Annotated in this window: 20 protein-coding genes, 1 tRNA gene, 1 other RNA gene and 1 pseudogene; 11 read left to right on the top strand and 12 right to left on the bottom strand. The window is 66.9% G+C overall.

Features of this window, described 5'->3' with window-relative positions:
• Nucleotides 1–57: 57 nt before the first annotated feature.
• Both MNAB215_RS10545 and MNAB215_RS10540 read right to left on the bottom strand, forming a co-directional pair.
• Entirely contained in the window at nt 58–1,071 is a 1,014-nt protein-coding gene (locus MNAB215_RS10545) for a hypothetical protein (RefSeq protein WP_077078817.1), read from the bottom strand.
• Between the two features lie 41 nt (nt 1,072–1,112).
• On the bottom strand, nt 1,113–1,955 hold the full coding sequence (locus MNAB215_RS10540) for a C1 family peptidase (RefSeq protein ID WP_083746091.1): 843 nt from the start codon (nt 1,953–1,955) through the stop codon (nt 1,113–1,115).
• A gap of 249 nt (nt 1,956–2,204) precedes the next feature.
• Between MNAB215_RS10540 and leuA the strand changes: the two genes are divergently transcribed.
• A complete protein-coding gene (leuA, locus tag MNAB215_RS10535; RefSeq protein WP_165691563.1) occupies nt 2,205–4,067 on the top strand; it encodes a 2-isopropylmalate synthase in 1,863 nt (620 codons plus the stop codon).
• On the opposite strand, the gene MNAB215_RS10530 is transcribed toward leuA, so the two are convergent.
• Entirely contained in the window at nt 4,064–5,713 is a 1,650-nt protein-coding gene (locus MNAB215_RS10530) for a chloride channel protein (protein WP_217348926.1), read from the bottom strand. The genes leuA and MNAB215_RS10530 overlap by 4 nt on opposite strands.
• 197 nt (nt 5,714–5,910) lie before the next feature.
• Entirely contained in the window at nt 5,911–6,903 is a 993-nt protein-coding gene (locus MNAB215_RS10525) for a DEDDh family exonuclease (protein WP_077078815.1), read from the bottom strand.
• A gap of 72 nt (nt 6,904–6,975) precedes the next feature.
• Between MNAB215_RS10525 and MNAB215_RS10520 the strand changes: the two genes are divergently transcribed.
• The 4 genes and pseudogenes from MNAB215_RS10520 to MNAB215_RS10505 all read left to right on the top strand — a co-directional run bounded on the left by MNAB215_RS10520 (nt 6,976) and on the right by MNAB215_RS10505 (nt 11,140).
• Nucleotides 6,976–8,205, top strand: coding sequence for a Mur ligase family protein (locus MNAB215_RS10520; RefSeq protein ID WP_077078814.1), 1,230 nt, complete (start codon nt 6,976–6,978; stop codon nt 8,203–8,205).
• Nucleotides 8,198–8,905, top strand: coding sequence for a type 1 glutamine amidotransferase (locus MNAB215_RS10515; protein WP_077078813.1), 708 nt, complete (start codon nt 8,198–8,200; stop codon nt 8,903–8,905). The genes MNAB215_RS10520 and MNAB215_RS10515 overlap by 8 nt, the downstream gene beginning before the upstream one ends.
• Before the next feature lie 129 nt (nt 8,906–9,034).
• Nucleotides 9,035–10,353, top strand: a pseudogene (locus MNAB215_RS10510) (MFS transporter).
• 118 nt (nt 10,354–10,471) lie between these two features.
• Nucleotides 10,472–11,140 carry a C39 family peptidase gene (locus MNAB215_RS10505; protein ID WP_077078812.1) on the top strand — a complete coding sequence of 223 codons (669 nt, stop codon included), beginning with the start codon at nt 10,472–10,474 and terminating at the stop codon, nt 11,138–11,140.
• 16 nt (nt 11,141–11,156) lie between these two features.
• Here MNAB215_RS10505 and recR read toward each other — a convergent pair whose 3' ends face one another.
• The gene (gene recR / locus MNAB215_RS10500; RefSeq protein ID WP_077078811.1) at nt 11,157–11,768 is read right to left on the bottom strand and encodes a recombination mediator RecR; all 612 of its coding nucleotides are present in this window, start codon (nt 11,766–11,768) and stop codon (nt 11,157–11,159) included.
• An 8-nt stretch (nt 11,769–11,776) separates the two neighbouring features.
• A complete protein-coding gene (locus MNAB215_RS10495) occupies nt 11,777–12,130 on the bottom strand; it encodes a YbaB/EbfC family nucleoid-associated protein (RefSeq protein ID WP_077078810.1) in 354 nt (117 codons plus the stop codon).
• Between the two features lie 97 nt (nt 12,131–12,227).
• Here MNAB215_RS10495 and MNAB215_RS10490 point away from each other — a divergent pair, with 97 nt between their 5' ends.
• Nucleotides 12,228–12,989 carry an Rv3717 family N-acetylmuramoyl-L-alanine amidase gene (locus MNAB215_RS10490; protein ID WP_077078809.1) on the top strand — a complete coding sequence of 254 codons (762 nt, stop codon included), beginning with the start codon at nt 12,228–12,230 and terminating at the stop codon, nt 12,987–12,989.
• Here MNAB215_RS10490 and MNAB215_RS10485 read toward each other — a convergent pair.
• Nucleotides 12,986–13,423: an SRPBCC family protein gene (locus tag MNAB215_RS10485; protein ID WP_077078808.1), complete on the bottom strand. Its 438-nt coding sequence runs from the start codon at nt 13,421–13,423 to the stop codon at nt 12,986–12,988. The genes MNAB215_RS10490 and MNAB215_RS10485 overlap by 4 nt on opposite strands.
• Before the next feature lie 128 nt (nt 13,424–13,551).
• Between MNAB215_RS10485 and MNAB215_RS10480 the strand changes: the two genes are divergently transcribed.
• Both MNAB215_RS10480 and MNAB215_RS10475 read left to right on the top strand, forming a co-directional pair.
• A complete protein-coding gene (locus MNAB215_RS10480; protein ID WP_245830245.1) occupies nt 13,552–14,892 on the top strand; it encodes an FAD-binding oxidoreductase in 1,341 nt (446 codons plus the stop codon).
• A complete protein-coding gene (locus MNAB215_RS10475) occupies nt 14,889–16,199 on the top strand; it encodes a class I SAM-dependent methyltransferase (protein WP_217348925.1) in 1,311 nt (436 codons plus the stop codon). The genes MNAB215_RS10480 and MNAB215_RS10475 overlap by 4 nt, the downstream gene beginning before the upstream one ends.
• 6 nt (nt 16,200–16,205) lie before the next feature.
• On the opposite strand, the gene MNAB215_RS10470 is transcribed toward MNAB215_RS10475, so the two are convergent.
• The 3 genes from MNAB215_RS10470 to ffs all read right to left on the bottom strand — a co-directional run bounded on the left by MNAB215_RS10470 (nt 16,206) and on the right by ffs (nt 19,741).
• A complete protein-coding gene (locus tag MNAB215_RS10470; protein WP_077078806.1) occupies nt 16,206–18,137 on the bottom strand; it encodes a DNA polymerase III subunits gamma/tau in 1,932 nt (643 codons plus the stop codon).
• Between the two features lie 162 nt (nt 18,138–18,299).
• Complete coding sequence (locus MNAB215_RS10465; protein ID WP_108637743.1) at nt 18,300–19,592, bottom strand: aspartate aminotransferase type Ic; 1,293 nt, start codon at nt 19,590–19,592, stop codon at nt 18,300–18,302.
• A 52-nt stretch (nt 19,593–19,644) separates the two neighbouring features.
• An RNA gene (gene ffs / locus MNAB215_RS10460) (signal recognition particle sRNA small type) lies at nt 19,645–19,741 on the bottom strand.
• A gap of 78 nt (nt 19,742–19,819) precedes the next feature.
• Here ffs and MNAB215_RS10455 point away from each other — a divergent pair.
• A tRNA-Ser gene (locus tag MNAB215_RS10455) sits at nt 19,820–19,908 on the top strand.
• A gap of 95 nt (nt 19,909–20,003) precedes the next feature.
• Complete coding sequence (lucA, locus tag MNAB215_RS10450; RefSeq protein ID WP_077078805.1) at nt 20,004–20,840, top strand: lipid uptake coordinator LucA; 837 nt, start codon at nt 20,004–20,006, stop codon at nt 20,838–20,840.
• Here the strand turns inward: lucA and MNAB215_RS10445 are convergent, their stop codons facing one another.
• Both MNAB215_RS10445 and MNAB215_RS10440 read right to left on the bottom strand, forming a co-directional pair.
• Nucleotides 20,841–21,584 (bottom strand): enoyl-CoA hydratase/isomerase family protein, encoded by a 744-nt coding sequence (locus MNAB215_RS10445; protein WP_083746090.1) that lies wholly within the window; start codon nt 21,582–21,584, stop codon nt 20,841–20,843.
• A gap of 28 nt (nt 21,585–21,612) precedes the next feature.
• The gene (locus MNAB215_RS10440) at nt 21,613–21,999 is read right to left on the bottom strand and encodes a hypothetical protein (protein WP_077078803.1); all 387 of its coding nucleotides are present in this window, start codon (nt 21,997–21,999) and stop codon (nt 21,613–21,615) included.
• Nucleotides 22,000–22,136: 137 nt separating this feature from the next.
• Between MNAB215_RS10440 and MNAB215_RS10435 the strand changes: the two genes are divergently transcribed.
• On the top strand, nt 22,137–22,634 hold the full coding sequence (locus MNAB215_RS10435; protein ID WP_077078802.1) for a lipoprotein LpqH: 498 nt from the start codon (nt 22,137–22,139) through the stop codon (nt 22,632–22,634).
• Nucleotides 22,635–22,699: the final 65 nt, after the last annotated feature.

Here is a 22,699-nt window from a genome sequence, read left to right as displayed (position 1 = left end):
CCGAAAATCGATTATCCGGGCTTGGCGGACCGAATCTCGACCGGCGCGCGGCGCTGTTCAGTTGAGGTTGGCTACCACGGCCCACGTGGCTATGGCCGACCCGACGGACGTCCAGTAGCCGTAGCGCTTGTAGATCTCGTTGGCCCAGCGCCCTTGGGCTTCGGAATCACCGATACTCGAGGCGACCTGGGGGTCGCTGGCATTGCGGATCGAGCACCACTGCGGCGGGTCCGCGAGGTCGGCCAGGGCCAGCGGCAGCGTGGCGTCGTCCATCTCCTCCGTTCTGGCGTCGGGGTAGTCGCTGACGATCCCGTACGAGTCGTCGGTGTTCGCGAAGCCGAAGTAGTCGACGGTTTCCACGCCGCCCAGGGGTCCGCCGAACGTCAACGCCGGCGGGCGGGTGGCCAGCGGATCGAGCCTTGAGGCGTTGGGCGCGACCAGGGTGTCGAAGGCGGCCGCGTGCCCGCCGCCTCCGATTCCCGGCCCGGTGAACAGCCGTTGGGCCCAGGGCTTGTTCTTGAACTCCTTGGTGCAGTTGAACTTGGCGTTGGTGACGACGAAGACATCGCCCAGTTGGGTGGCCGCCCCGATGCCTCCGGCCGTCCCGGTGGTGATGACGAGCTTCGGCCGGACCTCGCTGACTATCTGCTGCCACAGCTGCACGATCGGTGCCGTGACGCCGTCGGTGGCCAGGTGCAGCTCCGACTTCAGCGCCAGCACCTCGACGTCGCCGATCCTGAACTGGGCCACCTGACCCATGCAGCCGGCCTCGCGGGCCGGCGAGCGTCCCGTGAGCTGAGTCTCGTAGCTCGCCCATCGGTGGGCGTAGGGCTTCCAGCTCGTGCTTGGCATGCCCGGGGTCAGCACGTCGGCAAGGGCCTGTCCCTCCGCCACCGTCCAGGTCACCACCACCACGTCGGACGATGGCAGCGGCGCGTCCGCCGCCCCGCCGTAGGCGACACCGCGGGGCGCCAGCCCGTTCGGCCACGGGATGGGGGCCGGCGCCTGATGCGGCACTTGGTATGTGATGCGTTCGAGGAGCAGATCGTTATTGACCTGTGCTAGCGACATCGTAGTATCCATTCAGCCAATTATGTTGTACGGCAACATTTTTAAGACGCCACCATCTGGATGGCCCAGAAGTCGCTGGCTAGGTGCGCCCCGTTGATGGGCGAATCGTTCGGGCTGGTTTTGGTTCCGGTCAGATACTCGTAGGGCATGTAGAAGTAGCCTTTGTCGCCCCACGACGGCCCCCACGAGTTCCGAACGATCAAGTGGCCCTCAGCATCTGAGTAGCCGACGGCGAGGACGGCGTGCCCGCCGACGGTAGCCTCACCCTTTTTGGGCATCGGCATCACGCCCGTTTGAGCGACCATCGGGGATTCGAAGCTCGCGTACACGGTGAACCCGAAGACGACGGCCAGGTTCGAGGCGATCGCGTCCTTCAGAGCCACCAGCGTCTGGATACCCTCGTACTGCACGGCCTTATCCGTCTCGGCCTCGACATAGCAACGCTTCGGCGGCTTGACGGTGAACACCCCGATGTCATAGGGCCACAACGCCTCTGGGCAAACGCCGTCGCGGTTGACCACCTTGATGCCGTCCCTGATGACGGCGCCCGAGTCGCTGGACACGGTGCCTTCGAGCGCGCGTTCGTTGTAGTAGATGAACAACCGCGACGGGACGAAATCGGACAAGCCCTGCCGATCCCGCTCGTACTCCATGGCGGCGGCGATGGCGTTTCCGGTGCACGACCCGAGCTGGCCCTGGTCGTAGACCGGCGGCATCGACGGACGCAGGTCATACTCGGCGGGCGGCAGGCCCTTAAGCCTGATCGCATACAGCCTGTCCCGGACGTCCGGGAGCTGCGGGCGCCAGCCGAAACCGCGGACGTGGCTCCAGTCGTCTGCTTTCTTATCGGTCTTGACGTGGATGGACTCTCGCAATGCGGTCATTGCAACCTCCCAAAACTTGTGTGATGCGTCGAACGTAGGGCGGTGACCACACTGCTGGCATGCGTAATGGACCACCCCATTTCTGCGCGAGTGGCAACGAGTAGCGGTGTTAGACGGACGCCGCGAAGGTGCACCAGTTTTGGCGCCCAGCGCCCCGAGCGGTAGAGTTCAGCTCGTGCAGCGGGTGCTCCTCCTCAGGCGCCGCGGCGGGGTCTGATCCAGACTGGCTTCCCGTCGCGGGTCTTCGCGATGCGCCGGTCTGAGGTTCCTTCTGAAACCCCCGGAGTAACTACCGTGACAAGCACTTCCCAATCTTCCAGCCCTGACGCATACACCTCGTCGGCAGCCCGAGCCATCGTCAAGCCCGCGGGTCCGCCCGCGCCCGGCCAGCCCGCCTGGAATCCTCAGCGCGGCTCCGCAATGCCGGTCAGCCGATACCGACCCTTCGCCGCCGAAGTCGAGTCCATCCGGCTCGCCGACCGCAGCTGGCCCGACCGCGTCATCACCGATGCGCCCATGTGGTGCGCGGTGGATCTGCGTGACGGCAACCAAGCGCTGATCGACCCGATGAGCCCGGCCCGCAAGCGCCGCATGTTCGACCTGCTGGTCCGCATGGGCTACAAGGAGATCGAAGTCGGATTCCCGGCCGCCAGCCAGACCGACTTCGACTTCGTCCGCGAGATCATCACCGACGGCGCCATTCCCGACGACGTCACCATCCAGGTGCTGACCCAGTGCCGCCCGGAACTGATCGAGCGGACCTTCCAGGCGTGCGAAGGCTCGTCGCGGGCGATCGTGCACTTCTACAACTCGACGTCAATCCTGCAGCGCCGCGTGGTCTTTCGCGCGGACCGGGCCGCGGTGCAGGCCATCGCGACCGAGGGTGCCCGCAAGTGCGTCGAGCAGGCCGCGAAGTACCCGGGCACGCAGTGGCGGTTCGAATATTCGCCGGAGTCCTATACCGGCACCGAACTCGAGTACGCCAAGCAGGTGTGCGATGCCGTAGGCGAGATCATCGCGCCGACGCCGGACAACCCAATCATCTTCAACCTGCCCGCCACCGTGGAGATGGCCACCCCGAACGTCTACGCCGACTCGATCGAGTGGATGAGCCGCAACCTGGCCAACCGGGAATCGGTCATCCTGAGCCTGCATCCGCACAACGACCGCGGAACTGCCGTTGCCGCAGCCGAATTGGGCTACCAGGCCGGGGCCGACCGGATCGAGGGCTGCCTGTTCGGCAACGGGGAACGCACCGGCAACGTCTGCCTGGTGACGCTGGGGCTGAACCTGTTCTCCCGCGGCGTGGACCCGCAGATCGACTTCTCCAACATCGACGAGATCCGGCGCACGGTGGAGTACTGCAACCAGTTGCCGGTGCACGAACGTCACCCCTACGGCGGCGACCTGGTCTACACCGCGTTCTCCGGCAGCCACCAGGACGCGATCAACAAAGGCCTGGATCAGATGAAGGTCGACGCCGACGACGCCGACTCCGATGTCGACGACATGCTGTGGCAGGTGCCGTATCTGCCGATCGATCCGCGCGATGTCGGGCGCACCTACGAGGCCGTGATCCGGGTCAACTCGCAGTCCGGCAAAGGCGGGGTGGCCTACATCATGAAGGCCGACCACGGGCTGGCGCTGCCGCGACGGCTGCAGATCGAGTTCTCCCAGGTGATCCAGAAGATCACCGACGGCGAAGGCGGCGAAGTCTCACCCAAGGCGATGTGGGACGCGTTCTCCGAGGAGTACCTCGCCCCGGTGCTGCCGCTGGAACGGATCAAGCAGCGGGTCGAGGCCCCCGAGGAAGACGATGGCACGACTACCGTCGTCGCGACCGTCAAGATCAACGGGGCCGACACCGAGATCAGCGGCGTCGGCAACGGCCCGCTGGCCGCGTTCGTCCACGCGCTGGGCGACGTCGGGTTCGATGTGGCCGTGCTGGACTACTCGGAACACGCGATGAGCGCCGGTGACGACGCGCAGGCCGCCGCCTATGTCGAGGCGTCGGTGGGCGGGCGAACCGTGTGGGGCGTCGGAATTGCCCCGTCAATCACGACCGCGTCGCTGCGCGCCGTGGTGTCGGCGGTCAACCGAGCGTCCCGCTAGGGCTGGCTGTCGCTGCGTTCGACACGATTGCGGGCCCGCATTGCTGTCCAGCGGCGCAATACACTTCGCGGCGGCTTGGGGAAATACGGCATCAGGTGCCTTGTCCGTTCGGTGTCTTCATTGAAATCGTGCAGGTGAGCGGTCAGCAAATCCTTCAGCAACAGGTGGCCCTGGTCGGAGCCCTCCGGCGATACCACGCGCAACGGCAGGCCGTCCGTTTCGGCGAAAACATTCGCGGCGTGCCGCAATGTGGCCTGGGAGCTCACCGTGCCGCCCGTCGGCGTGGGTGACGATCCGGCGCGCATCACCTCGGAGACCAGGAATGCCTCCAGCGGATCGGTTGTGTAATCACGGGTCAGATGCATACCGGTCCGGGTGATCTTCTCGGTGAGCACCGAGCGGGACAGCAGCAAAACGGATACGACGTAGGCGGTTATCGTGGCAATGATCACTGGAAGCATCGCAGGCCAGGCACGAGTGAGTTCGAGGGTGAACACGATGGCGGCCAACGGCGCCCGCATGAGGCCGCACACCACGGCGGCCAAGCCCAACATCGCCCAGAAGCCCGGAAACACGTGCGGAAACCAGTGCCCGGCGAAGGCTCCGAGCGCACTGCCGATCATGAACACGGGAGCGAATACACCCCCCGACGTTCCCGAGCCAAGAGACAGCGCCCAGATTGCTGTTTTCACCACAAGAATGCCGATGATCAGTGACAGGCTGGCATTCCCGGTCAGAAACGCGCGGATCACGTTGTAGCCGACACCGAGAGCGCGCGGTTCAATCAACCCACCCACCCCGATTATCAGGCCGCCGATCGCCGGCCACCACATCCAATGGATCGGGAGACGCGGAAAAGCATTCTCGGCCCAGAAAACCAGGTGCGACGCGGCGATGGCCACCGTGGCGCCGGCCAGCCCCACGACTACCGCCAAGACATCGATAGGCCAGTGGATTTCGGTTATCCGCACCTCGACCGGGAAGACGGGCGCGGCACCCAGGATGAACGTACGCATCACGGTGGCCATTGCGACTGCGCTGGCGACCGGAACCAGGCTTCGCGGCCGAAATTCGAAGAGCAGCAACTCGACTGCCAGTACGACAGATGCCAGCGGAGCGTTGAAGGTGGCGGCAATCCCACCGGCGGCGCCGGAGGCGAGCAGGATCTTTCGCTCATCTGCGGTCAAGTGCAGGAATTGGGCGACCACGGAACCCATCGCGCCGCCGGTCATGACGATCGGACCCTCGGCCCCGAACGGGCCGCCGGTGCCGATGCTAATGGCCGCCGAAATCGGCTTCAGAACAGCAACTTTGGGTTCGACGCGGCTGCTGCCGGTGAGGATCACCTCGATCGTCTCGGGCATGCCGTGGCCGCGGACCTGGTCCGACCCGTAACGGGCCATCAGACCGACCACCACACCGCCGGCGGTCGGTGCGCCCAGAATCAGCCACCAGGGGTGATGATGCGCGGCGGGCGACACCAGGGAATCCGAAATGCGCTGGTAAAAAACAAGATTAGTCACCAAACCGATCAGCTGAAGCAGGCACCACGCCACCACCGCTGACAGGGCGCCGATGAACAGCGCGATGCCCGTGATGAGCAACACCCGCCGATCGACAGCGAAATCCGCCAATCGTCCACTCACAAAACGATTTCCTCACTGATTCGATCGGCGATGCCCCAATGCGGTCGCCGCGATCGGTCCCCCAGAGCGCCACGCGGAGAACGCGTTCGCGCTCCGCCGTGGCCCGCTGATAGTAACAACGAGCCTCAGCGCAAAAGCTGGGGAGTTACCGGGTGCCAGCTGAGAAGTTGCTGGAATTCGGCACGACCGGGTCGAAGTCAGAAAAGTGCGAGCTGCTGGTCGACCGGGGCGGCGGCGATGAATTCCTCCATGCCGGTGCCACCGACCACCCCGCCGACGGAGTCCATGAATTGGGCGTCCGACACCACCGGAACGCCCAGCTGCCGGGCCTGATAGCCCTTGCCCTGCTCGGGCGCGGCTTCGTTGCAGACCACCAACGAGGTCTCCCGGTCGACGGCGTCGGTGTAGGCCAGCCCGGCGTGCAGGATCCGCTCGACCAGTTCTTCGTGGGTGCGTCGCACCTCGGCGGCCAGGGCCACCCGCATGCCCTGGACCAGCGGCCTGCCGCGGACGTAGGGCCCCGGGTTCAGATACGGGCAGGGCATCCGGGACGCCAGCGCCTTCAGCGGCCGCAGCTCGTCGTGGGTCACCCGGCCGTTGGGCCACCGGCGGCGTGTCACCGGGCGTACCGGCAGCCAGATGTCGTGCTCGCGGGCCCGTTCCAGCGCCGAGGCGAGCACACCGGTCAACACCAACGCGTCGTCGAAGGCGTCGTGCGGCCGTTGCTGGGTCACACCCCAGTGCGCGGCGAGCGTTTCCAGCCGCAGATTGTCGATACCGAGGTCTAGGCGGCGGGCCAGCTCAACGGTGCACATGACGGAGTCGACGGGTAGCGCCGCATCGGCGAGCTCGGCCTCCGCGGCGAGGAACGCGTAGTCGAACGCGACGTTGTGTGCCACCAGCGTGCGGCCGCGCAGCACCTCGACCACGTCGCCGACGACGTCGCCGAACTGCGGCTGGTCCTCGAGCATCGCGGTGGTCAGGCCGTGCACGTGAGTGGGGCCCGGATCGACCCCGGGGTTGAGCAGGCTGACGACGGATTGCTCGACCCGGCCGTCGGCGTCGAGTCCGAGCACGGCGAGGCTGATGACGCGCGCCTGACCAGGCCGAAAGCCCGAGGTCTCGACGTCGATGACGGCCCAGCCCGCGTCCGGATCTCTCGCCGGCCGCCCCCAGCACACCCGGTTCATGGACTGAGGATGGCACGTCTGACCGACATCACTGGGTCGCTGACGCGACGTGTCGGCCCTTAACCTTTACAGGTGGTAACCACCCGGGCTCGTCTGGCGCTGGCCGCAGGAGCGAGCGCGCGATGGGCGTCGCGGGTCACCGGGCGCGGGGCGGGCGCGATGATCGGCGGACTGGTCGCGATGACGTTGGACCCCTCGATCCTGCGTCAGCTCGGGGCCGGCCGGCGCACCGTCGTCGTCACGGGTACGAACGGGAAATCGACGACCACCCGGATGACCGCGGCCGCGCTGGGGATGCTCGGGCCGGTGGCCACCAACGCCGAGGGCGCGAACATGGACGCCGGTCTGGTGGCCGCGCTGGCCGCTGACCGTGCCGCCGGGCTGGCGGCCCTGGAAGTCGACGAGATGCACGTGCCGCACGTCCTGGATGCGGTAGAAGCCGCCGTCGTCACTTTGCTCAACCTGTCGCGCGACCAGCTGGACCGCGTTGGCGAAATCAACGTCATCGAACGCACGCTGCGAGCCGGCCTGGCCCGGCACCCCGACGCGGTCGTCGTCGCCAACTGCGACGACGTGCTGATGACCTCGGCGGCCTACGACAGCCCGAACGTGGTGTGGGTGGCCGCCGGCGGCTCCTGGTCGAACGACTCGGTCAGCTGCCCGCGCAGTGGCGAGGTCATCGTCCGCGACACCGGCCATTGGTATTCCACCGGCGCCGACTTCAAGCGGCCCAGCCCGCAGTGGTGGTTCGACGACGAGACCCTGTACGGACCCGACGGGCTGGCGCTGCCGATGCGCCTGGCGCTACCGGGCGCGGTGAACCGCGGCAACGCGGCCCAGGCCGTCGCCGCCGCCGTCGCGCTCGGCGCCGACCCGGCCAAAGCCGTCGCAGCCGTCTCCGCCGTCGACGAAGTCGCCGGGCGCTACCGGACCGTGCGGATCGGCCGGCACGAGGTGCGCATCCTGCTGGCCAAGAACCCGGCCGGTTGGCAAGAAGCGCTGTCGATGGTCAACAAGCAGGCGGCCGGGGTCGTCATCTCGGTCAACGGACAGGTGCCCGACGGGGAGGATCTGTCCTGGCTGTGGGACGTGCGCTTCGAGCACTTCGAGGAGACCGCCGTCGTCGCCGCCGGCGAGCGCGGCACCGACCTGGCCGTGCGGCTGGGGTACGCGGGCGTCGAGCACACATTGGTGCACGACACCCTCGCCGCGGTCGCCTCCTGCCCGCCGGGGTCCGTCGAGGTGGTTGCCAACTACACCGCGTTCCTGCAGCTCAATCGGGCCTTGGAGCGGCATGGCTGACTCAGACGTGCGGATCGGGCTGGTGTTGCCCGACGTGATGGGCACCTACGGCGACGGCGGCAACGCCCTGGTGCTGCGGCAACGGCTGCGGCTGCGTGATATCCCCGCCGAGATCGTCGAGATCACGCTGGACGACCCGGTACCGGAATCCCTGGACCTGTACACGCTGGGTGGCGCGGAGGACTACGCGCAGCGGCTGGCCACCCGGCACCTGATCAAGTACCCGGGGTTGCAGCGCGCGGCCGAGCGGGGCGCGCCCGTGCTGGCGATCTGCGCGGCGATCCAGGTGCTGGGTCACTGGTACGAGACGTCGTCGGGGGAACGGGTCGACGGCGTGGGCATGCTCGACGTGACGACCTCGCCGCAGCGGGCACGCACCATCGGCGAGCTGGTCAGCAAACCGTTGCTCGCCGGTTTGAGCGTGCAGCTAACCGGCTTCGAAAACCACCGCGGTGGCACCGTGCTGGGCCCCGCCGCGTCGCCGTTGGGGGCGGTGGTCAAGGGCGCGGGCAACCGCGCGGGCGACGGCTTCGACGGCGCGATCCAGGGCAGCGTGGTCGCCACCTACATGCACGGACCCTGCCTGGCCCGCAACCCGGAGCTCGCCGACCTGCTGCTGAGCAAGGTGGTGGGTGGACTGTCCCCGCTCGAGCTTCCCGAGGTCGAGCTGTTGCGCTCGGAGCGGTTAGCTGCCCGCTGACGTGAAACGGGTGCTTGCGGGCACAACCGGTTCCGTGCAGCAAAGTAATGGGTACGTGACCAGTCGATGAGCATCCGACGCCGCCGGCCCAGCTGCGCCCGCAACGACACCCGGGACATCGATTCGGCGATGCGGCGGGACACCGCGGGTACGGCCATCGGCAACTTCATGGAGTGGTACGACTTCGGCGTCTACGGCTACATCGCGACGACCATCGCGCAGGTGTTTTATCCGGGCGACAGCGTCAGCGCGGTCCATCTCATCGCCACCTTCAGCACGCTCGCGGCGGCGTACGTGGTGCGGCCGCTTGGCGGTTCGTCCTTGGTCCGCTCGGCGACCGCATCGGGCGCAAGCGGATTTTGGTGATCACGATCCTGCTGATGACGGTGGGAACGACCATGACCGGCCTGATTCCTGGCTACAGCTCCATCGGCGTGTGGGCGCCGATCCTGCTTCTGATCGCCAGGATCTTTCAAGGCTTGTCGACCGGCGGCGAGTTTGTCGGTGCGATGACCTATCTCGTCGAGCGGGCCCCGGACCACAAACGCGGCAGGATGGTCGGCTTCCTGCCGCTGGGGAACCTGGTGGGGTTCGTGTTCGCCGGGTTGCTGGTGACCGCGTTACAGGCCTGGCTGCCGGCCCACGACATGCTGGCCTGGGGCTGGCGGATTCCGCTGTTGCTGGGAGCGCCGTTCGGCGTGTTCGCTCTCTATCTGCGCCTGCACATCGAGGAGTCGCCCGCCTACGCACAGGTGAGCAGTAGCGCGGACGCGCCGGTCGAGCGCGGCTGGCAGCAATTTCGGCGCACAGTGGTGGAGCAGTGGCGGCCGATGGCCATCTGCGCGGCCCTTGTGGTGACCTCCCAGGTCCCCGATTTCATGCTCACCGGATACTTGCCGACGTACCTCAAAGTGGTTGTGCACGTTGGTAATACGGCCGGACCGGTGATGATCGTGGCGACGTTGGCGATCCTGATGGCCACCGTGGTGTTCGTCGCCGCGTTGTCCGACCGTATCGGCGTCAAACCGATCATGTGGACGGGCTGCGGACTGCTCGTCGTGGCGTCGGTCCCGGCCTTCTTGCTGATGCGCTTCGGCGCTGTCTTTCCGTTGGCCTTCCTCGGTGTGCTGCTGATCGGGCTGATGGAACTGTGTTTCGACAGCACCACGCCCGCCGCGCTGCCGGCACTGTTCCCGACCAGGGTGCGCAACGGAGCGCTGGCCATCTCGTACAACATCGCGCTGTCGACCGTCGGCGGAACCACCCCGTTGATCGCCCAGGCGCTGATATCGAGCACCGGCAACTCCCTGGTGCCGGCCTTCATGCTGGTCTTTGCGGGCCTGGTGGGGACGATCACCCTTCGATTCATGCCGGAAGTCGCGGGCAAGCCGCTGCCGGGGTCTGAGCCTTCGGTCGAACGTGAGGCCGGCGAGCTGGCCGGCAGCTAGCCGCACGCCCACGCCCAGCTGCACGCCAAGTTTTCTTTGAGGATCCCGGTAGGCCCGTCAACCAGCCTTTTCTCGAGACACCCGGACGCCACACATCGGCTCGAGAAAAGGGGCCACCATGACCAACACCTCGACGAACCGCATCGCCACGACGGCGAGCCTCGGCCTGACCGCGGCCCTCGTGACCGCGGCGGTCGCCGCCGGGGTCATCGGCTCGGCAGGTACGGCCCACTCCCTGCCAAGGGCTCCTACCCCGAACAGCGACTCCGGCATGCACGGCGACCCGGCGGCCGCGGCGTCCTATTGGCGGTATCAGCAGCAAGACTTCGACTGCGCGGAGATGGCGGTCGCGGACGTGGTCGGCGAGATCAGCGGGCACTCGCCCAGTGAGGACGAGGTCACCGGCGCTGCCGCAAACATCCCGAGCGCGGCCCACCCCGGGCCGATCTACAGCGGCGGCAGGACAAGCAACAAGGACCTGGTGCCGCTGCTGGCCCACTACGGCATCCCCGCCGATGTGGTGCACCCCGGCATCGACACGCTGATCCGGCGCCTGGACCAGGGCCGCAAGATGATCGTCGGGGTCAACGACAAGATCCTGTGGAACGCGCCCGGCAATCGTTCCCGGGAAAACCACTTTGTGGTCGTCATCGGCATCGACACCAGGGCCAACGTGGTCCACGTCAACGACAGTGGCGTCGAGGCCGGCCGCGACGAGCAGGTTCGGATCGCCACCTTCGAAGACGCATGGAGCAAGAGCGACAACTTCACCGTCGTGACCCGGTGACGCGGCGGGCTCAGGTTCAGACCATGGCCCGGCGGCCGGTGAGCGCACGACCCAGCGTCAACTCGTCGGCGAACTCCAAATCGCCGCCCATCGGCAGCCCGGACGCGATCCGCGTCACGGTCAGCCCCGGGATGTCGCGCAGCATCCGGACCAGGTAGGTGGCCGTTGCCTCGCCCTCGGTATTCGGGTCGGTCGCGATGATCACCTCGGTGATGTCGACACCATCGACGCGTTCACCGATGCGGCTCAGCAGCTCGCGGATCCGCAGTTGATCGGGACCGACGCCGGACAGCGGATCAAGGGCGCCGCCCAGGACGTGGTAGCGACCGCGGAATTCGCGGGTGCGCTCGACGGCCTGGACATCCTTCGGCTCCTCCACGACGCACACCTGCGAACCGTCCCGCCGGGGGTCCGCACAGATGCGGCACCGCTCGTCGTCGGAGACGTTGCCGCACACCGCGCAGAATCGCACCCCGTCGCGGACCTTCGCCAGCACCGCGGTCAGCCGGTCGATATCGGGCGGTTCGACCGACAAGAGGTGAAAGGCGATGCGCTGTGCGCTCTTTGGCCCGATGCCCGGCAGCTTGCCGAGCTCGTCGATCAGATCCTGGACGGGTCCCTCGAACATCGGGAAGCTCAGAGACCCGGCGGCGGAACAGACGGCGGCGCCGGCGGTGTGAGTGGGCCACCAAGGCCACCAGCCAACGCGCCCAGCCGCTCCTGCGCCAGCTGGGTGACCTTCGCCGATGCGTCGGCCATGGCGCCGACGATCAAGTCCTGCAGGGTTTCGATGTCACCCGGGTCGACCACCTTGGGATCGATCGTCACCCCGACCAGCTCGCCGCTGCCTTTGACCACGACCTTGACCAGGCCTCCGCCCGCCTGACCATCGATCTCCGCGTTCGCGAGCTGATGCTGAGCTTCCATGAGCTTCTGCTGCATCTGCTGCGCCTGAGCAAGCAGCGCCGACATATCGCCACCCGGTTGCATGACAATCACCTCGCATCTTGGTCTCGACTTGGTTGCGCCTGTGGATTCGGGCGATTCGAAACACCCAGCGTAGACCGCGCGCCGTTACCTTTGCCCCGTGGACCTTCCAGTGAGCACGCGTGTCGGGATCAGAACACTGCTCGGTGTACTGGTCGCTGCTGCGGCAGTCATCATCCCGACTGCGACCGCGGCCCCCTCCAACATCGCCGGCATGGTCGTCGTCATCGACCCCGGCCACAACGGTTCCAACGACGCGTCCATCGGCCGTCAGGTTCCTACCGGCCGCGGCGGCACCAAGGACTGCCAAACCAGCGGAACCGCGACCAACGCCGGCTACATGGAGCACACCTTCACCTGGGACACCGCGCTTCGGCTGCGCGCTGAGCTGAACGCGCTGGGCGTGCGGACCGCGATGACACGCGACAACGACACCGGACTGGGACCGTGTGTCGACGCGCGGGCCAATATGGAAAATTCGTTGCACCCCAACGCAATCGTGAGCATCCACGCCGACGGCGGCCCACCGTCGGGGCGCGGATTCCACGTCAACTATTCAGCCCCGCCGCTCAACCAGGCGCAGGCCGGGCCGTCGGTCCAGTTCGCCCGCATCATGCGCGATCAAATGCAGACCGCGGGCATTCCACCGTCGACCTACATCGGCCAGGAAGGCCTGTACGGCCGCTCAGATCTGGCCGGGCTGAACCTGGCGCAGTATCCGTCGATCCTGGTCGAGTGCGGCAACATGAAGAACCCGGTGGATTCGGCGCTGATGCAGTCCGCCGACGGGAGACAGAAGTACGCCGACGCGCTGACCCGCGGCGTGGCGGGCTTCCTGGCCAGCCAGGCGCAGTCGCGCTAGCTCTCCAGTTCGTTCTTCAGGTTGGCCAGCACTTCGCCTTGAATCTTCTTCAGACCTAGTGGCGCGAAGGTCTTTTCGAAGAAACCCTTGACACCGCCGGCACCCGTCCAGGTGGTCTTCACGGTGACGCTGGATCCGGGTCCGGCGGGCGCCACCGTCCAATTGATGACCATCGACGAGTTCGCGTCCTTCTCGATGACGGTGCGACCGGCGACGTCGACGTTGACCTGTACGTCGCGCACCCGTGATTTGGTGGCCTGCAGCTTCCATTTGGCGACGGTGCCTGCCCCCTGCCCACCCTCGAGTACCTGGTAGTCGCTGTACTGCGGAGACAGAATTTTCGGGCGAACCGTCTGATAGTCGGCCACCGCAGCAAGCGTGGCCGCGGGCTCGACGTTGATCAGGATCGTGCTTGCCGCGCTCACCTGGCCCATCAGGGCAACTCCTCTGGTCTAATGGCGCCCGCGCGCGGATGCACGGGCTGTGTCCGAAGACTAGGGTATATGTGGTGCTCGGTCCTGGATCCGCACTCGGTACGCACAGGTCGGGCGTTGAGAAGCTGATGGCCAGTTATCGGTCCATCCCACCAACGTCCGCCGTTCGGCTCGCCAAACCGACGTCAAACCTGTTCCGCGCCCGTACTAAACGCGAGTCGAAGGGCTTGGACACCTCCGGGCTGACTAGAGTCCTGTCCGTCGATCCCGACACCCGCACCGCCGACGTCGCCGGCATGTGCACCTACGAAGACCTGGTGGCAGCGACTCTGCCATATGGCCTTTCGCCACTGGTCGTCCCGCAATTGAAGACCATCACACTGGGCGGTGCGGTGAGCGGCCTGGGCATCGAATCGGCGTCGTTTCGCAATGGCCTGCCACACGAGTCGGTGCTGGAAATGGACATCCTCACCGGCGCTGGCGAATTGCTCACCACATCGCGCAGCCAGCACCCCGACCTGTTTCGCGCCTTCCCCAATTCCTATGGAACACTTGGATATTCGACCCGACTTCGGATCGAGCTGGAGCCCATCACGCCGTTCGTGGCGCTGCGGCACCTGCGTTTCGGATCACTGACCGCGATGATCGCCGCGGCCGAACGCATCATCGACACCGGCGGCCACTCCGGCACCCCGGTCGACTATCTCGACGGGGTGGTGTTCGGCGCCGCCGAAAGCTACCTCTGCCTGGGCCGGCGGACCACCACCCCGGGACCGGTCAGCGACTACACCGGGAAGGACATCTACTACCAGTCGATGCAGCACGACGGTGTGGACGCCGCCAAAGACGACCGGCTGACCATGCACGACTACTTCTGGCGCTGGGACACCGATTGGTTCTGGTGCTCAAGGGCATTCGGCGCGCAGAACCCGCGCCTACGGCGCTGGTGGCCGCGCCGCTACCGGCGCAGCAGCGTCTACTCGAAACTGGTGGCCATCGATCGGCGATTCGGGCTGTCCGACCGGGTCGAGGCGCGCAGTGTTCGCTCGCCGGGCCGTCCTCCGCGGGAGCGGGTGGTCCAGGACGTCGAGGTACCGATCGGTCGGGCCTGCGAATTCCTGGAATGGTTCTTGGCTAGCGTGCCGATCACGCCGATCTGGTTGTGCCCGTTACGGATTCGCGATCATGACGGCTGGCCGCTGTACCCCATACGGCCAGACCAAACCTACGTCAACATCGGATTCTGGTCTTCGGTGCCGACGGGCGTCACAGCGGACGTCACCAACCGGAGCATCGAGGCGAGGGTCAGTGAGCTCGACGGACACAAGTCGTTGTACTCCGATTCCTTCTACACCCGTGAGCAGTTCGACGAGCTCTACGGCGGGGAGGCGTACAAGACGGTCAAGAAGTCCTACGACCCCGATTCTCGTCTACTTGATCTCTACGCGAAGGCGGTGCAACGGCGATGACGACGACCAGAGAGCCTTACCGCGCGACGACCGGGAAGCTGAACATGGCCGAGGTACTGGCCCTGTTCACCGCGACCGGGCGACAGCCCCTCAAGTTCACCGCGTACGACGGCAGCACGGCCGGCAGTGAAGACGCCGAGCTGGGCCTGGACCTTCGCTCCCCTCGCGGCGCGACGTATCTGGCGACGGCCCCCGGCGAGCTCGGCATCGCCCGGGCCTATATCTCGGGTGAACTGCAGGCATACGGCGTGCACCCCGGCGATCCCTACGAGCTGCTCAAGACGCTTGCCGACCGGGTCAACTTCAAACGCCCATCGGCGCGCGAGATGGCTACTGTCGTGCGCTCGATCGGCGTCGAGCATTTCGTGCCGATCCCCCCGCCGCCGCAGGAGACACCGCCGCGCTGGCGCCGGGTCGCTGATGGCTTGCTGCACAGCAAGACTCGTGACGCAGAAGCCATCCACCACCACTACGACGTGTCCAACACGTTCTACGAATGGCTGCTCGGGCCGTCGATGACCTATACGTGTGCGGTCTATCCCGACGTCGACGCGACGCTGGAGGAGGCGCAGGAGAACAAGTACCGGCTGATCTTCGACAAGCTTGCGCTACAGCCCGGCGATCGGCTGCTCGACGTCGGCTGCGGCTGGGGTGGCATGGTGCGTTACGCCGCCAGCAGGGGCGTCCGGGTCATCGGTGCCACGCTGTCGGCCGAGCAGGCGAAGTGGGCGCAGCAGGCCGTCGCCGACGACGGGCTCGCCGATCTGGCCGAGGTGCGGTTCTCCGATTACCGGGATGTGGGTGAGACGGAGTTCGACGCCGTGTCGTCGATCGGTCTGACCGAGCACATCGGCGTCCGGAATTACCCGGCCTATTTCGGCTTCCTCAAGTCGAAGCTGCGGGTCGGCGGCCTGCTGCTCAATCACTGCATCACCCGGCACGACAACGAGCAGCACTCGTTTGCCGGCGGATTCACCGACCGCTATGTTTTCCCGGACGGGGAGCTGACCGGGTCCGGACGCATCATCAGCGAGGTCCAGGAGGCCGGCTTCGAGGTGCTGCACACCGAGAACTTCCGGCATCACTACGCGATGACGCTACGAGACTGGTGCCACAACCTGGTCGAGCATTGGGACTCCGCGGTCGACGAGGTCGGTCTGCCGATCGCCAAGGTGTGGGGCCTGTACATGGCGGGCTCGCGGGTGGCGTTCGAGCAGAACAATCTGCAGCTCCATCACGTGCTGGCCGCCAATGTCGAGCGGCGTGGCGCCGACAGCCTGCCGCTGCGGCCCTGGTGGCAGCCGTAGCTCTGGCTAGCCGCCGTCGATGCGCCGGGCGCCGAGTTCGGTCTGCAGCAGTTCGAGTGCTACCTCTTCCGGGTCGCGCCGCGGGGCGGACGGATCCGTGCGCCCGGCCTCGGCGAGCATGATTTCCTCGTCGTCCTGCTCCGACGAATCAGGCTCCGGCACAGGCGTTTCCGCCTCGACGGTCGGGGGCGGCGCCACACGGCGGGCGGGTGGCGCCGCCCTCCCACTCGCGGGTGGCGGCGCAGCCGCTGCGGGCGACGGGGAGCCGGTATCGCAGCGCACCCGCCAGTTCACACCCAGCGCGTCTTTGAGCGCTTCGGCGATGACGTCCGCATTGCGCTGCTCGGACAGCCGCTTGGCCAGCGGGGCCGATTCGTGCGTGAGCACCAGCGTGTTGTCCTCCACGGCGCGGACCGTGGCGCCGGCCAGCATCACCTCGGTGGTGCGGCTGCGCTGACGTACCTTGTCGCGGACGGTCGGCCACATGGATCGGACGGCTGCGGCGTTGAGTTCGCCTGGGGCAGAGGCTTTTTCGGGCTCCGGAGCTGGATGGTGTTCCGGATTCGGCACCGGATCGGGGGATGCCGCAACTGGATCGGGTGCCGGCGTCGGTTCGGGTGCCGGCGGCGGTTCGGGGGGTGGCGCCGCGACCGGATCGGCGACCGGCTGGGGTTTCGGCTCGGCGGGCTTGGCCTCAACCGATCGGCGCGCAACCGGCCGGGCAACGGGCGCAGCCGGCGCGGCGGGTGTGGTCTCGGCCGTGGGGATGGACATGGCCAGCCGGGTCTCGATCCGCTCAACCCGTTGCAGCAGCGCCGATTCGGCGTCGCTGGCCGAGGGCAGCAGCAGGCGCGCGCAGACCACTTCGAGCAGCAGGCGCGGCGCTGTCGCACCGCGCATCTCGCCGAGTCCCGCCTGCACCACTTCGGCATAGCGGGTCAGGGTTGCCGGGCCGATGCGGACGGCCTGCTCACGCATCCGGTCCAGCACATCCTCTGGCGCATCCACCACGCCCCGGCTCGCTGCATCCGGAACCGCTTGCAGCACAATGAGATCGCGGAAGCGCTCCAGCAGATCGGTGGCGAAGCGGCGCGGATCGTGACCGGCATCGATCACCGCTTCGACCGCGCCGAACATCGCGGCGGCATCACCGGCCGCCAGAGCGTCCACGGCGTCGTCGATCAGCGCCACGTCGGTCGCACCCAGCAAGCCCAGCGCACGCGGGTACGTCACCCGGGGACCGTTCGGGCCGTCTTCGGAGCCGGCCACCAACTGGTCCAGCACCGAGAGAGTGTCACGCGGCGAGCCGCCGCCGGCGCGGATCACCAGCGGGTACACCGCGTCGTCGACGACCACACTCTCTTGCTCACAGATCCGTTCGATCAGCGCCCGCATGGTTTTCGGCGGGAGCAGCCGGAAAGGGTAGTGATGGGTCCGCGACCGAATCGTCGGGAGCACCTTCTCCGGTTCGGTGGTGGCGAAGATGAAAATGAGGTGTTCGGGCGGCTCCTCGACGATCTTGAGCAGCGCGTTGAACCCCGCCGTGGTCACCATGTGGGCCTCGTCGACGATGAACACCCGATAGCGCGACTGCGCGGGCGCATAGAAGGCGCGGTCGCGCAGCTCGCGGGTGTCGTCCACGCCGCCGTGACTGGCGGCGTCCAGCTCCACCACGTCGATACTGCCCGGCGCGTTGGGCGCCAACCCCTGACACGAGTCGCAGACCCCGCACGGGTTGGCGGTCGGGCCCTGCACACAGTTCAGCGAGCGGGCCAAAATGCGGGCCGACGACGTCTTTCCGCAGCCGCGCGGCCCGGAAAACAGGTACGCGTGGTTGATCCGGCCCGCTTCCAATGCAATGGACAACGGCTCGGTGACGTGTTCCTGCCCTACTACTTCGGCGAAGGTTGCCGGTCGGTATTTGCGGTAGAGGGCCACGCTCAGCAGGCTACCGGCGCGCGCTGACGAGAGCCCGGCTGGCACCGGGCCGGGCGCGACGCCGTGAGTCCGGCCAGCGTCGGGTGTGCATCAGCGGCTTCCGGTGTGCGGGTGGGGCGGAATTCTGCTGGATTTCTCCCCCTCAAAGCACACTCGACGCCCTCAGCGCACACTCGATGCGGGCGAGGCCACCAGGGACTCGGAGGCCGCGAGCAGCGCACAGGTGGCCAGCCCGTCGACGGCGTCGCGCAGGTCCGGCAACGACGGGAAGGTCGGCGCGATGCGGATGTTCGTATCGTCGGGGTCCCTGCGATACGGGAAGGACGCACCGGCCTCGGTCACCGCGATGCCGGCGTCCTTGGCCAGGGCCACGGTCCGGCGCGCGGTCCCCGGCAACACGTCGAGGCTGATGAAGTAGCCGCCCTTGGGCTCGGTCCACGAGGCGATCTTGGAATCGCTGAGCCGCTTGTCCAGGATTTCGAGCGCCAGCGCGAACTTCGGCGCCAGTATCTGCTGGTGGCGCTGCATGTGCAGGCGGACACCATCGGCGTCGCCGAAGAAACGCAGGTGCCGCAGCTGGTTGATCTTGTCCGGGCCGATCGACTTCTTCCCGGCGTACTGCAGGTACCACGCGATGTTGCCCAGCGATCCGCCCAGGAAGCTCACGCCGGCGCCGGCGAAGGTGATCTTCGAGGTGGACGCGAAGACGTAGGGCCGGTTCGGATTGCCGGCCTTGGCGGCCAGCCCCAGCACATCGATCTGGGAGAGGAAGTCGTGCGTCAGGGTGTGCACCGCGTAGGCGTTGTCCCAGAACAGCCGAAAGTCCGGTGCCGCCGTCCGCATCTGCACGAGCCGGCGAACGACTTCCCAGGAGTAGGTGATGCCGGTGGGGTTGCCGAACACCGGCACCACCCACATCCCCTTGATCGCGGGGTCGGCGGCCACCAGCTCTTCGATCAGGTCGACGTCGGGCCCGTCGTCGCGCATCGGGATCGCGACCATCTCGATGCCCATGGTCTCGGTGATGGCGAAGTGCCGGTCATAGCCGGGCACCGGGCAGAGGAACTTGACGCTCGGCTCGTCCTTCCAGGGCCGCTGTGAGTCCACGCCGCCGTACAACATCGAGAAGGCGACGAGATCGTGCATCAGCTCCAGGCTGGAGTTGTTGCCGGCGATCAGGTTGGGCACCGGGATCCCGAGCAGCTCGCCGAAGATGGCGCGCAGCCCGGGCAGGCCGTGCAGGCCGCCGTAGTTGCGGGTGTCGGTGCCCTCGGCGTCGCGGTATTCGTCTCCGGGCATGCTCAACAGCTGGTTGGACAGGTCGAGTTGCTCCGCGGACGGCTTGCCGCGGGTCAGGTCCAGGGACAGCTTCTTGGCCTGCAGCTCCGCGTAATCCTGCTGGTGGCGCCCATGCAGTGCGGCCAGGTCTTCGGGGCTGAGGGAATCGAACGCCACTATGGGCCCTTTCACTGTCGAGCGCAGGAGGGACGGGTGATACCGATCCCCGACATAGGGGACCCCGCGCACCCGACAGAGCCCATTGACCCTTGCTGCCTTCCGGCCCTGGGGGAGTTCACAGGATAGACGCCGCGCGGGGTCCTTGGGCGAGTGTAGTCCTTGGTTCACCGCGGTCCGCCATGACCGCGAGGCAGCCCGCGACGCCCAGCCGCTACCATTGCCACGGAGGATTCGCCTAGTGGCCTATGGCGCTCGCCTGGAACGCGGGTTGGGTTAACAGCCCTCAGGGGTTCAAATCCCCTATCCTCCGCCATCGGCCCGCGCAGGTAGACAAGCGCGGTCAATGCTTGGATTCGGTTTGAGCTGGCTCTAGGCTGGCGTGGGCTCAGCAACGGTGCGAGGAGGGGTATGGGGCGCAGGATCGCCATCCTGTGGCACGCGTCGTTCTTCGTCGGTGCCGGCGTCCTCTACTTCTTTTTTGTGGTTCCCCGCTGGCCTGAGCTGACGGGCGAAACCACGCATTCGCTGGGGACGGCGATGCGGATCGTGACGGGTGTCTTGATCGCGCTGGCCGCGCTGCCGGTGGTGTTCACGCTGCTGCGCACCCGAAAGCCGGAGTTCGGCACCCCGCAAATGGCCCTGTCCCTGCGGGTCAGGTCGATCGTGGCCCACGTGCTGGCCGGGGTGCTGATCGTCGGCACCGCGATCAGCGAGATCTGGCTCAGCCTGGGCAAGGCCGGGCAGTATCTGTTCGCGATTTATGGTGCCGCCGCCGCGATCGCGCTACTCGGGTTCTTCGCGTTCTATCTGTCGTTTGTCGCCGAGCTGCCGCCGCCTCCGCCAAAGCCCATCAAGGCCAAGAAACCCAAGCAGCGTCGGGTTCGCCGCAAGAAGGGCGACGACGAGGCGCAGGACGAGGCCGACGAAGACAGCGACACCGACGACGCCGAGGCCGACGAGACCGAAGAAGCCGCCAAAGCTGAGGAGACCGAGGCAGCCGACAAGCCGGCCGAGGTCACCGCCGAAACCGCCGAGACGCCGGAACCCACCGAGACCGTCGCGGCCCCGGAAAAACCCGAAACGACGGACGAGGACGAAGCGCCCGGCGAGGACGCCGACGACGCGACGGACGAGGACACCGACGACGCCAAGCCCGGGCTGCGCAACCGCCGCCCGACCGGCAAGGGCTCGCACCGGATGCGACGCAGGCGTACCCGCGGCGGCGTTGCGGTCGAGGAAGAGTAGTCAGTCGCGGCGTCGAAGACTTTCGACGTAGTCGCCCAGGCGCTGCAGCGTCTCGTCGGAGCCCCAGAGCTGGCGGACTCCCTCGTCAATGTCGGCATTCGCGCGGATCCGCGCCACGGTTGGTGCTCTTAACTGCTCTTTCGTGTGGCGATACGCCGCTGCCGGGATGCCGCCGAGGTCTGCGGCCTCGGCGACCGCCGCGTCGACCAGGTCGTCACTGACGATGCGGTGGGCGAGCCCGTTGGTGACCGCCTCGTCGGCCTTGAAGACGCGACCGCCGAGCAGCACCTCCTCAGCGTGGTCGCCGCAGGCGTAGCGCATCACCTCGAGCGCGGCCACCGGAAACGCCACACCGACACGCACCTCGGACGCCCCGATCTGCGCATTCAGGCTGATCAGGCGGCGGTCGCAGGCGCACGCGAGCACACATCCGCCCGCGATGGCGGCGCCGTTGATCGCGGCCACGGTCGGCCGGGGAAACTCGAACACCGCGTTGAATGCGTTCGACAGCGCCGGGACCAGCCGATCGGTGTAGTCAGACCTGCCCTCGACCACCCGGTTGAGGTCAACCCCGGCGCTGAACGCCCGGCCCGCGCCGGTGATCACCAGCGGCCCCTCGCCCGACCGTTGCTGATCGCGCACTACGTCGGTGAGTTCATCCAGCAGCTCCACGTCCTGGGCGTTGACGCGACCCGACGACAGGGTCAACACCCGGACCGCTCCGATGCTCGCAATCTCAATCACAGTGACACTCAAGCACCCACCGGCGGCGTCACTGTCCGCGGGTCAGCTTCACCAGGACGACGGGAATGTCGGTGTTCTCGTCGGTGTGATAGCTCGCGCACACCCGGTGATATCCGTCCGCGATCTGCAGCGGAACACCGGTCTTGATGTCGCCGCGGACAAGCAGGATGGGCGACAGCGCGACGCCCTGCTCGATCTTGGTGAGATCGGCAGCGACGTGCGGGTTCTCCACCGGCAGCAGACTCAGCTGCGCGGACCGCAGGATGTCCTTGGCCTTCTTGTGCACGACGGTTCCGGCTTGCAGCCGCTTGGTCAGCTTCTTGACGATCGCTGGCTCGGCGAGCAGATCCAGGTAGTCGGCTGCTGCTGGAAAGTCATGTACTGCAGGCTTTTCCAGCCATTTCACGCTTGCCATCGGGCACTTCCCTTCGGTGGATCGTCTCGGCTCGGCCCGTCGATTGCACCAGGAACTTGGGATCGGTAGCAAGGCGGGCGTTCTGTACTTGCCGCAAGACGACGCCAACGTGGCGACGCATTAAGGAAGGAAACCCAGTGAAACGTCTTCTCGTGGCAGGAATTGGAACCCTCAGCCTCGCAACGGTGCTGGTGGCCTGCTCGGACAACGGCCACTCTGCGGCCCCGGGGTCGAGCAGCGCAGCCCCGGGCTCGAGTGGTGCATCGATCGCGTCAGGCACGCAGGCCCAGGTCAAGGTGGGCGGCAGCGACCTTGCCGGGTTGAACCCGGCCTCGGTGACCTGCGTCAGGCAGGGCGGCAAGATCGACATCGGCAGCGGGTCCACCGGCGGTCCGCAGCAGGCGTTGGCTGTGGTGATGACCGACGAGGCCAACCCCAAGGTCGACTCGCTGGCCCTGGTGGTCGACGGCAATGCGTTGTCGGTCAGCAACATGGGCGCGAAGGTCGGCTCGGCCAACGTGGCGGTGGATGGTAAGACCTACACCATCACGGGCCAGGCGGCCGGCGCCGACCTGAAGAATCCGATGGCCGGGATGGTCACCAAGGACTTCAGCATCAAGGTGACCTGCGGTTAGTCGGCTCGACACCGGGCGGCAGACGTGCCTCACTCACACGTCTGCCGCACCGGGCTTGACTTATG

The organism is Mycobacterium numidiamassiliense (assembly GCF_900157365.1).
GTDB lineage: Bacteria > Actinomycetota > Actinomycetes > Mycobacteriales > Mycobacteriaceae > Mycobacterium > Mycobacterium numidiamassiliense.
This window is presented reverse-complemented; position numbering and strand designations above follow the sequence as displayed.

What these genes read in the sequence shown, in the direction of transcription:
- MNAB215_RS10515 (WP_077078813.1), top strand. Translation starts at nt 8,198, where the DNA reads ATGGCTGACTCAGACGTGCGGATCGGGCTGGTGTTGCCCGACGTGATG.
- recR (WP_077078811.1), bottom strand. Translation starts at nt 11,768, where the DNA reads ATGTTCGAGGGACCCGTCCAGGATCTGATCGACGAGCTCGGCAAGCTG.
- leuA (WP_165691563.1), top strand. Translation starts at nt 2,205, where the DNA reads ATGCGCCGGTCTGAGGTTCCTTCTGAAACCCCCGGAGTAACTACCGTG.
- MNAB215_RS10475 (WP_217348925.1), top strand. Translation starts at nt 14,889, where the DNA reads ATGACGACGACCAGAGAGCCTTACCGCGCGACGACCGGGAAGCTGAAC.
- MNAB215_RS10525 (WP_077078815.1), bottom strand. Translation starts at nt 6,903, where the DNA reads ATGAACCGGGTGTGCTGGGGGCGGCCGGCGAGAGATCCGGACGCGGGC.
- MNAB215_RS10440 (WP_077078803.1), bottom strand. Translation starts at nt 21,999, where the DNA reads ATGGCAAGCGTGAAATGGCTGGAAAAGCCTGCAGTACATGACTTTCCA.
- lucA (WP_077078805.1), top strand. Translation starts at nt 20,004, where the DNA reads ATGGGGCGCAGGATCGCCATCCTGTGGCACGCGTCGTTCTTCGTCGGT.
- MNAB215_RS10480 (WP_245830245.1), top strand. Translation starts at nt 13,552, where the DNA reads ATGGCCAGTTATCGGTCCATCCCACCAACGTCCGCCGTTCGGCTCGCC.
- MNAB215_RS10540 (WP_083746091.1), bottom strand. Translation starts at nt 1,955, where the DNA reads ATGACCGCATTGCGAGAGTCCATCCACGTCAAGACCGATAAGAAAGCA.
- MNAB215_RS10505 (WP_077078812.1), top strand. Translation starts at nt 10,472, where the DNA reads ATGACCAACACCTCGACGAACCGCATCGCCACGACGGCGAGCCTCGGC.
- MNAB215_RS10495 (WP_077078810.1), bottom strand. Translation starts at nt 12,130, where the DNA reads ATGCAACCGGGTGGCGATATGTCGGCGCTGCTTGCTCAGGCGCAGCAG.
- MNAB215_RS10485 (WP_077078808.1), bottom strand. Translation starts at nt 13,423, where the DNA reads ATGGGCCAGGTGAGCGCGGCAAGCACGATCCTGATCAACGTCGAGCCC.
- MNAB215_RS10545 (WP_077078817.1), bottom strand. Translation starts at nt 1,071, where the DNA reads ATGTCGCTAGCACAGGTCAATAACGATCTGCTCCTCGAACGCATCACA.